Genomic DNA, 6,288 nt, shown 5'->3' with positions numbered 1-6,288 from the left:
TGTATCGCGGAGCGACCGGCTGACCCGGATTGAATTGTTATCCCTCAAATACCGTTTTACCTCCCCCAGAATCATCGGAACCGCATACGTCGAAAAACGGACATTCTGGGTAATATCAAAATTATCAATCGCCTTGATGAGACCGATACAGCCAATCTGGAACAGATCGTCCACATTTTCCCGGCTGCCCGAAAAGCGCTGTATTACACTGAGCACCAGCCGCAGATTCCCCTTGATATACTGTTCTCTTGCCTCCCGATCGCCCTTTAGAATCCGGCGAAACAGTTCTTCTTTCTCCTCATTACTTAAAAGAGGCAGCTTGGATGTATTGACCCCGCAGATTTCCACTTTATAGACCGGCATTTCCATTCCCTCCGTATGATGGACGATCAACGCAAACGGTTGAATCGTTTTGATTTTTGTTTTGTCACCTATACATTAGAATGGACAATTCAAAGCTCATTTATACCCGGACAAATGAGAACCGTTTTCACTCATTCCAATTTCTTGCCTTTTCTGCCGTTCCATAGTAAAATATATTTTCAGGGATTTTACGATCAATCTTATTTATAGAAAATAGAATTCAACCACAAGGAGATCCATTCATGAACACACAAAAAAAAGCCCGTTCCCTCTACTGGGATATCGTAAAGGGATGGGGCATTATTGCGATCGTGCTGGGGCATACCGGATATTTCGCCGGTGCGTTCGTCTATCTGTTCCACCTGGCGCTGTTCTTCTTTATCACGGGCTATTTTTATAATGAAACGAAATACGGGGATACGCCGTTTCTCTACTTCGGCTCCCGTCTCGCCGGTGCATGGCCCAGGTATATGTTCTACACGCTGTTTTTTGTCCTGCTTCACAACTTTTTTGTGACGCACAGGCTCTATGCAGGCCAGGAACTTTACAACCACACCAGAATGCTTACGGCATGGATGAGCAGTCTTTCCTTCAACTCCCCGGAACAGGTTCAGGGTGCCCTCTGGTTTCTGCCGGTCTGGCTGGTGTCCTCCGGACTCTTTGCCGGATGCGTCTGGTTTGGACGCGCAGCTGCCCGCTTCACCCGGAAAGATAATGTCAAGCTTCCTGTATGTGCATTTGCATGCATCCTGATTGGCCTTGCCGGTGTCTTCTTAAATATGAGAAGCTGCCCGCTCCCTTACAATCTGCAGGCGGCACTGCTCGTTGTTCCGGTCTATCTCATCGCCTGGCTGATGCAGCAGTTTTTCTCCAATTTCCGCCACTATACGGTCTGGTACGGCTGCCTGATAAGCGCCCTGCTTCTGCACCTGACGAACACAAAGCTTCACATTTTCATCGATCTGGCAAGCATGCACATTCCGGGCGTCTTATTTTATCCGATCTCCATCATTGGAATTTACTTCGTCCTTTCGCTCTCCGACCTGTCCGAGCGCATCAGACCGCTGGCAAAGGTCCTTGCCTTTTTAGGACGCCATTCCTTTGACATTATGGCGATTCATTTCACGCTGTTCAAGCTGATCGATTTTGCCTATGCCCGCTTCATTTTGAAGGAAATACCGGAAACACTTTCCAACTTCCCGGTCTCCTTCCGCTATGAAATGGGTCCGTTTTACATCCTGATCGGTCTGTTTCTTCCAGCACTTATCGGCTGGTGTATAGACCGCATTGCTGCGAAATTTCTTTCTTGAGGCGTTTCATAATCTTCTTTTCCAGCCTCGATATGTATGACTGCGAGATACCCAGAAGGTCGGCAACCTCCTTCTGGGTCATTTCATCTTCCTGATCTCTCCCCAGACCAAAGCGCAGCTTCACGATTTTCTGTTCCCGCGGATTCAGGCGGTCGATCGCCGCATTCAACAGTTTCCGCTCTGTCTCATCCTCCAGATCCCGGTAAATAATATCCTCATCCGTTCCCAAAATATCCGACAGAAGCAATTCATTTCCATCCCAGTCCACATTCAACGGCTCATCGATCGAAACCTCGAGCTTCGTCTTATTATTTCTCCGGAGATACATCAGAATCTCATTTTCAATACAACGGGATGCATAGGTCGCCAGCTTAATATTTTTATCCACGTCAAACGTGTTGATCGCCTTGATGAGACCGATCGTCCCGATCGAAATCAGATCTTCCACGCCCACGCTGGTGTTGTCAAACTTTCTTGCTATGTAGACCACCAGGCGCAGGTTGTGTTCGATCAGCGCCGAACGCGCCTCTTTATCCTCACTGGTTCCAAATTTTCTTAAAACCTCCGCCTCCCGCACACTGTCAAACGGTGCCGGAAGGATATCGGTTCCCCCGATATAATGAACTTCCCCGTCCCGGTGCATCAGAAATGACCGGAACGACGGCATCATTTTTAAACGAAACTGACCTGGAACTGAAACTTTTATAAACATACGCTTTTCCCCCTTATGTTGTTCGCTATGGTTCAGACCATAACGGCTGTTTTTCTTCACAACCAATATTTTTCATTGAGCAGCATCTGATACTCGCCCTTCTGCGACAGCGCCTCCTGTGAAATGGCAATCCACGGCTTCTCAATCACCCTCATACCGCCCTGACCGAACACTTCCATCCGCTCCGCCTGATATGCCGGAATCACGCCGCCGCCCTTTCCGACACTCCGAAATGGGATGTATTGGACACCGTCCTCCCAGGAAAAAAATCTCTCTGCCGCACACGCATCCAGCACCTGCACCGGACGCCCCGAAAGCGGCATCGTCAGATGGTTGCCTGTGTCGAGAATCGCCTGCACATGCCGCTCCCTGCCTTTGTTAAAAAGCGTTACCGCGTACTGGTGTTCCAGCTTCATACACCGCTGCATACCAAACCGCCACACCGCAGATGGAATCAGAAAACTGCCCCCCGCGGTAAACAGCCAGAACAGAAGATTCACCCGTATTCCAAGCGGCTGAACCAGTTCCATGCAGCCAGCCGCCAGCATAGATGCTATGTAAAGCCCGATCGCAGCTTCTGCCGCCTCCGACTTCCTACGGATGGAAAATGCCGTCCATGCCATCAGCACGCTCATCGTGGCGCTTAGGAGCATCCGCCCGGCATATCCCAGTGGAACCGGAGCTAACACCATTCCTAACGCATACACGGCTCCCAGAAGACTCCCTGCCAACCGCCCATACCGGCGTTCCGGCAGACGCAGGCAATTCTTCACCACCGACAGAAGCAGGAAATCCGCTGCCAGATTTTGCAGCAGGATGACATCCGCATACACACGATAGGTCACTGTCTCTTCCCACCTTTCTGTCCGACACGGGATATTATAAGAAAAAAGTTCCGCAAAATTTGTCAAACCGAGGGCGCAAAACGCCTGTTTTGATCGCCAAAAATCGGGGGGAAAACGTGAAATTTGAATAGATTCGACATAAGTCGAAGGTCTGAATCGACGATAAAAAAACACGCATCAGAAATTTTCACTTCTAATGCGTGTCTCTTCCAAAAGCAACTGCTTCTGTATATATTTTGTATTTTTACTAAAGCAAGAGCAGCTCATCTCTCACTCTTATATTATTTCTTATTTCTCAGAAAATCCGGAATATTGATCTGTGTTTCCTGGCGCATCGGGCGGAACGGCTGTGCCGGTGCCGACTGCGGTGCTTCCTTCGGAGCGACTGGCTGTGCCGGTGCTGCTGCAGATGGTGCACGGAAGGTCGGTGCCTTGTAGGTCGGCTGCGCTGCCGCTGCAGTCTGTGCTGCCGGCTGAGCGTATGTATTGCCAGTCGTCTTTGCCTTGAACGGAGTCTTGAACTCAGTCATCGCTTTTGCAACCGGTGTGTTCACACCGTGGGAATCCAGTCCAGTCGCGATAACAGTGATCGTCGCCTCATCCTGTGCATTCTCATCGTACATCGCACCGAAGATGATATTGGCATCGTCGCCTGCAAGCTCCTGTACATAGCTGGCTGCGTCATTTGCCTCGATCAGGCTGATATCGCCGGAAATATTGATGATAACGTGGCTTGCACCCTCGATGGTTGTCTCAAGCAGCGGGCTGGATACAGCCTGCTTAACAGCCTCAAGTGCTTTGTCATCACCCTTCGCATGACCGATACCGATATGAGCGATACCCTTGTCCACCATAACGGTCTGAACATCTGCAAAGTCAAGATTGATAAGACCCGGAACATTGATCAGGTCGGTAATACCCTGTACTGCCTGCTGAAGAACCTCATCTGCTTTCTTCAGTGCATCCGGCATCGTGGTACGGCGGTCTACGATCTCAAGAAGTTTATCATTCGGGATAACGATCAGAGTATCGACAGCTGCCTTCAGTTTTTCGATACCATTGAGCGCGTTGCTCATACGGGTCTTGGCCTCGAAACGGAACGGCTTTGTGACAACGCCGACCGTCAGGATGCCCATATCTTTTGCGATACGTGCAATAACCGGAGCTGCACCTGTACCGGTACCGCCGCCCATACCTGCGGTAACGAATACCATATCTGCACCCTTGAGAGCCTGTGCCAGTTCTTCCTGGCTTTCCTCAGCTGCTTTCTCACCGATCTCCGGCTTTGCGCCTGCACCAAGTCCCTTGGTCAGCTTCTCACCAATCTGCATAGCTGTGGACGCCTTGCAGAACTGCAGTGCCTGCTTATCTGTATTGATACCGATAAATTCTACACCGGCAATATCTTCATCGATCATGCGGTTGACAGCGTTGTTACCGGCTCCGCCGACACCTACTACTATAATTCTGGCAGAGTTCTCTGCTTCATTTATCTTTATCTCTAACAAGATACTTCCTCCTTCATTTTCCCATCTGTTCCGGTTTTATCATTTTTATACTAAAATTAGGGTCTTTTAAATCTAGCCTACCTAATACTATATTTGATTTTCAGCAAAAAATCAATCGTTTCTTTTATAAATTTTCAATAAACCAGTCACAATGTTACTGTTCACGCATACGTGTACAGTAACGTCACAATTTCCATATGCTGGCAGCTGCAGCACGATTTTGCCGATTCTTCCTAGTTTTTATCAAACCGGTACATCGGATTTGCATTCGATTCATCGTAGCTGTCCAGATAGAGGGTTCCGGACAGATCCGGATAATCCCGCAGAATATCCGTCAGCTCCGAAAGTTTCCCGTTCATCTCACTGTTGCTTCCCAGCTCAACCTTCAAGCTCCTGATTTGAAGCGTCGCTTCCTTTTCCTTATTAAAACGGATCTCGTCCACCGCAACCTCGTTGACCGACAGCACCTGCGTCAGGTTCAAAATCTCGTTGAAAACGCTGATATCCTCGACCGGCAGCGGCTGATGCAGCACGATATGTCCAAAGGAAAGTCCGGCAATCTTCGGCACACCCGGCAATGTCTCGCTTGTGCTCTCCACAATGATGCCGTCCTTGTCAAAATACATCCGGCTGTTCATGTAGGAAACGTAACCAACCACACTCTTCTCGTAGACGATCACCTCCACGTCCGACGGGCTGCGGAACACCAGCTTGTAATCCTGCACGAACGGAATTGACTTGTGCGGCCGGAAGCGGTACTGCAGATAGCAGAACACCGGATTCCGGCTCAGCCGCGATTCGAAAATAGACGCCTCTATCTGCTCTGCCGTATATTGCCGGTTTCCACTGACATGGATTGTATTGATCTGAAGCAGCGACAGACCGACAAAAAACGCGGCTGCCACAAGAAGTGCTGCCGCCGTGATCCAGATATGTTTTTTTCCACGGCGGCGCCATACCTTTTCCTCTGTCTTTTTTTCAATCTGTATCTTCTCTATCTCCATCATCCTCCCGGCGCCGGATCTCTGCTCCTAATGCCCGCAAGTCCCGGCAAATATCTTCATATCCCCGCTCAATATGTTCACATTCTGATACTCTGGTCCATCCGTCCGCCCCCAGGGCTGCCACCGTCAGGGCTGCGCCGCCCCGCAGATCACGGGCACGCACCAAAGCTCCCCGCAAGGTTTCCACTCCGTCAATCCGGGCAATGTTCCCGCTGCATTCGATGTTCGCCCCCATTTTTTTAAGCTCCGCCGCTGTGCCAAACCGGTTTTCAAATACCGTCTCCCGCAGCATACTGGTTCCATCTGCCCGTGACAGCGCCGCCATCAAAAACGGCTGCAGATCGGTCGGAAACGCCGGATACGGTCCGGTTTTCACCGATACCGCCCGCAGGCGCTGTCCGCTGTGTACATATATAAGTTCCGGTTCCTGATAAAGCGAAACGCCCATATGCTCCAGCACCCCGGTCAATGCACGTAGCTCCTGTGTCTGCACGCCGTCCACGATCACCTCACCGCTGCAGGACGCAGCGGCAAGAAGATAGGTCC

The 6,288-nt window shown here is 50.2% G+C and carries 6 protein-coding genes and 1 pseudogene; 1 reads left to right on the top strand and 6 read right to left on the bottom strand.

All coding sequences use genetic code 11. The features are described 5' to 3' along the window. A partial coding sequence (locus tag QVO97_RS10215; protein ID WP_288189612.1) for a sigma-70 family RNA polymerase sigma factor occupies nucleotides 1–363 on the bottom strand: 363 nt, incomplete at its 3' end. Nucleotides 364–605: 242 nt separating this feature from the next. Between QVO97_RS10215 and QVO97_RS10210 the strand changes: the two genes are divergently transcribed. Further along, nucleotides 606–1,673 (top strand): acyltransferase family protein, encoded by a 1,068-nt coding sequence (locus tag QVO97_RS10210; protein ID WP_022360223.1) that lies wholly within the window; start codon nucleotides 606–608, stop codon nucleotides 1,671–1,673. Here QVO97_RS10210 and sigE read toward each other — a convergent pair. From sigE to QVO97_RS10185, 5 genes and pseudogenes are all read right to left on the bottom strand, one after another. Next, nucleotides 1,627–2,385, bottom strand: a complete 759-nt coding sequence (gene sigE, locus QVO97_RS10205) for an RNA polymerase sporulation sigma factor SigE (RefSeq protein WP_022360222.1) — start codon at nucleotides 2,383–2,385, stop codon at nucleotides 1,627–1,629. The two genes, QVO97_RS10210 and sigE, sit on opposite strands and share 47 nt — an antisense overlap. A 56-nt stretch (nucleotides 2,386–2,441) precedes the next feature. Further along, nucleotides 2,442–3,230, bottom strand: a complete 789-nt coding sequence (locus QVO97_RS10200) for a sigma-E processing peptidase SpoIIGA (RefSeq protein ID WP_022360221.1) — start codon at nucleotides 3,228–3,230, stop codon at nucleotides 2,442–2,444. 281 nt (nucleotides 3,231–3,511) lie between these two features. Next, nucleotides 3,512–4,738, bottom strand: a complete 1,227-nt coding sequence (gene ftsZ / locus QVO97_RS10195) for a cell division protein FtsZ (RefSeq protein WP_022360220.1) — start codon at nucleotides 4,736–4,738, stop codon at nucleotides 3,512–3,514. A gap of 233 nt (nucleotides 4,739–4,971) precedes the next feature. Then, nucleotides 4,972–5,745 carry a cell division protein FtsQ/DivIB gene (locus tag QVO97_RS10190; RefSeq protein WP_288189608.1) on the bottom strand — a complete coding sequence of 258 codons (774 nt, stop codon included), beginning with the start codon at nucleotides 5,743–5,745 and terminating at the stop codon, nucleotides 4,972–4,974. Beyond that, nucleotides 5,717–6,288, bottom strand: a pseudogene (locus tag QVO97_RS10185) (UDP-N-acetylglucosamine 1-carboxyvinyltransferase); the annotation flags it as partial. The pseudogene QVO97_RS10185 and the gene QVO97_RS10190, both read right to left, overlap by 29 nt.

Source organism: Clostridium sp. CAG:43 (assembly GCF_000434655.1).
Lineage (GTDB): Bacteria > Bacillota > Clostridia > Lachnospirales > Lachnospiraceae > Otoolea > Otoolea fessa.
Note: the sequence above shows the minus strand (reverse complement) of the source record. Positions and strands in the feature narration are given on the sequence as shown.

Bases quoted from the DNA above. Each gene is read 5' to 3' on its own strand.
- QVO97_RS10210 (WP_022360223.1), top strand. From the start codon at position 606: ATGAACACACAAAAAAAAGCCCGTTCCCTCTACTGGGATATCGTAAAG.
- sigE (WP_022360222.1), bottom strand. From the start codon at position 2,385: ATGTTTATAAAAGTTTCAGTTCCAGGTCAGTTTCGTTTAAAAATGATG.
- QVO97_RS10190 (WP_288189608.1), bottom strand. From the start codon at position 5,745: ATGATGGAGATAGAGAAGATACAGATTGAAAAAAAGACAGAGGAAAAG.